Annotated in this window: 3 protein-coding genes; 1 reads left to right on the top strand and 2 read right to left on the bottom strand. The window is 69.6% G+C overall.

Annotated elements, in window-relative coordinates; all coding sequences use genetic code 11:
- Together ACWELQ_RS43620 and ACWELQ_RS43615 are read right to left on the bottom strand one after the other, a co-directional pair.
- Positions 1-821, bottom strand: an 821-nt coding sequence (locus tag ACWELQ_RS43620; RefSeq protein ID WP_452402840.1) for an aminoglycoside phosphotransferase family protein, incomplete at its 3' end; no start/stop codon positions are given.
- Between the two features lie 67 nt (positions 822-888).
- The gene (locus ACWELQ_RS43615; protein ID WP_452402839.1) at positions 889-1,875 is read right to left on the bottom strand and encodes a glycosyltransferase family 9 protein; all 987 of its coding nucleotides are present in this window, start codon (positions 1,873-1,875) and stop codon (positions 889-891) included.
- 189 nt (positions 1,876-2,064) lie between these two features.
- Between ACWELQ_RS43615 and ACWELQ_RS43610 the strand changes: the two genes are divergently transcribed.
- Positions 2,065-2,415, top strand: a complete 351-nt coding sequence (locus ACWELQ_RS43610) for a hypothetical protein (RefSeq protein ID WP_452402838.1) — start codon at positions 2,065-2,067, stop codon at positions 2,413-2,415.
- The last annotated feature ends 84 nt before the right edge of the window (positions 2,416-2,499 follow it).

The following is a 2,499-nucleotide window of genomic DNA, read 5'->3' as shown; positions in this document are numbered from 1 at the left end:
CAGACGAGGCCGGTGGAGACGCGTTCGACGACACCCCATTGCCAGATGGCGTGCGGGTCGAGGGCGCAGCGGCGGCCCAGGCGGTGGGCGCGGGTCCAGGGGCCTTCGGCCATCAACTCGAGCGGGTCCTCGCGCATGAGGACGCCGAGGTCGTATTCAGGCTCGATGAGCAGGCCGTCGGGGTCGACGAGGGTGAATCCGTCGTCGGCTTCGAGCAGGTTCCATTGGTGGACGTCGCCGTGCACGAGCATCGCGCGGGAATCGTCATGGGCGGCTGCGCGTTCCGCGGCGCAGGCCAAAGCATGCTCCACTGTTCGTGCGGCGCAAGGCCGCCCGAGCTCCTCCCACTTCGCGGCGATGAAGTCGGCCAGGCCCGTGGCCTTGTCCACGCCGGTCGGCAGTCCGCTGTCCGGCGCACGCCGCCACACCCGCATCGCGGTCGAGCACAACACCTCTTCCCGCGCTCGCTGCGACCACCCCAACTGATCCAGCGATCGCCCCAACCGCGGTAACAGCAGCGCCCCGCACTCCTCGTCCACCCGCAACGGCCGCACACACCCGTCCCCGTCGACGAGCCGCAGCACCGTGATCTCGTGCCGCTCACTGTGATCGGCCCGCGGAATCACCACCTTCACCACCGCCTGCGCCCCGTCCGCGCAAACCGCCTCGGCCACAAACGCTTCGGTCCCGGAATCGAACGCCTCACCGACGCTGATCGACCACCGCCCCTCCAGCTCCGCGATCGTCTCCGGCAACCGCTCCACCCACGCCTCGGCCCCTACCGACCGAGCCTTGGCCCGCACTACTCCGGGAATCTCCATCACACGCCGTATGGTCGCGGAACCGTAAGTCGCTGCGCCAACCAATATGAGCGGTGCCGCCCCTACATCAGCCGACGCGGCGGTAGGACTGTTGGGAGCGGCGGTCGAGGTTGGTGCCGGGCCAGGGGCGTTTGCGGAGTTGTTTGTCGACGGCGTTGATGACTTCGGGGACACCGATTTTCAGCAGGCCAGGGTCGGGGGTGGGGGCGTCGGGGTTGCCGGTTTGGCCTGCCCACAGCACGGCGTGGCGGCCCAGCAGGTGTGGGGGTGGGCCGGAGCGGGATGGGGGGTTGGGGCCGAAGAGCAGGACGGTGCGGGTGCCGAAAGCGGTTGCCAGATGGGCGACGCCGGTGTCGCCGCAGACCACGAGGGCGGCTTCGGCGACGGTGGCGGCGAGTTCGATGAGGTTCTGTTGTCCGGCGAGGACGCGGGCGGGTGAGAGGCCCGCGCGGGCGGCGACGCCGAGTGCGGTCTCGCGTTCGGATTCGTCCCCGGTGAGCACGACTTCGCGGCCTTGCACCAGCAGGTGGCGGACCACGGCGGCGAAACGGTCGGGCGGCCAGCGCCGCGCGGGCGCGCCCGCGCCGATGTGCACGAGGACGGCGTCGCGGTGGCTGGTGGCCGCGACCGGCGGGACCAGACCGAGGTTGCGCGGATCGGCGGCGATGCCGTCGAATTCGAGCAGGTGGCACCAGCGGTCGACATCGTGCATGTCCGGCTGCCAGTCGGGGCCGGGCAGATCGGGGAAGGCCTGGTTGCGGTAGGTGAGAATGTGGTCGGGCCGGGTGCGCACGAGTTCGACGATGCCCTCGGCGCCGCCGTTGAGATTGACCGCGAGCGCGGGTTTCTCGCCGTCCCAGCGCAGTCCGAGGGGATCGGTCACCGGCACCATCTCATCCACGGAGGCGATCAGGTCGACGATCGGTTTCAGGCGGTGCGAGGCGGCGAGCGCGATGTGGTCGTCGGGCCGGGCCCGGCGCAGCGCGCGTAAGGCGGGAACCGCGGTGAGCAGATCACCGAGCCCCCGTGCTCGCAGCACTAGTACAACCGCCACCTTGACTCTCCTAGCCGGCCACGCTGCCCACGACGCGAGACTCCCCACCGGACACCGCGGAGAGCCAATGAGTGAGGACTACCCGGCCTGTCGCGGAGTGAAACCAGGGGAACCGGTCGCGACGACGCGGAATCCGTTTCGTACTACCGGCTGTCGTTGTCGGCGCGTGATCGATTACCGTGTCCAGTCATGACCTTCGTCTACAACCTCGTGGTGACGGCGCACCTGCTCGGCATGGCGGCGGTGGTCGGCGGCTATGTCGCCTCCCGGCCGCGAGTGTCGGAACTCATGGTGTGGGGTGCGCGCGCACAGATCGTGACCGGTGTGGTGCTGCTGGGGATGGCCGAGTCGATCCATTCGCTGGGCAAGGACCCGAACATGGCGAAGATGATCGTGAAGCTGGTGGTGGCGGTGTTGGTCGCGGCGTTCGCCGAGATGGGTCGCGCGGACGCCAAGCGCGGCAAGGAGGTGGCGTGGATGACCGACGCCGCGGGCGGGCTGGCCATCCTCAACGTGCTGATCGCCGCCCTGTGGAAGTGAGCGGACCCGAAAACGCGCGCGTGGCAAGGCGATAGCGCACACAGAGTCGAAACACGAGGCCGCGCCCGGTGTATCACCGGGCGC

It is taken from the genome of Nocardia sp. NPDC004722 (assembly GCF_053601505.1).
Note: the sequence above shows the minus strand (reverse complement) of the source record. Positions and strands in the feature narration are given on the sequence as shown.

Excerpts from the sequence above, each read along its gene's own strand:
- ACWELQ_RS43610 (WP_452402838.1), top strand. The coding sequence starts at position 2,065 with ATGACCTTCGTCTACAACCTCGTGGTGACGGCGCACCTGCTCGGCATG.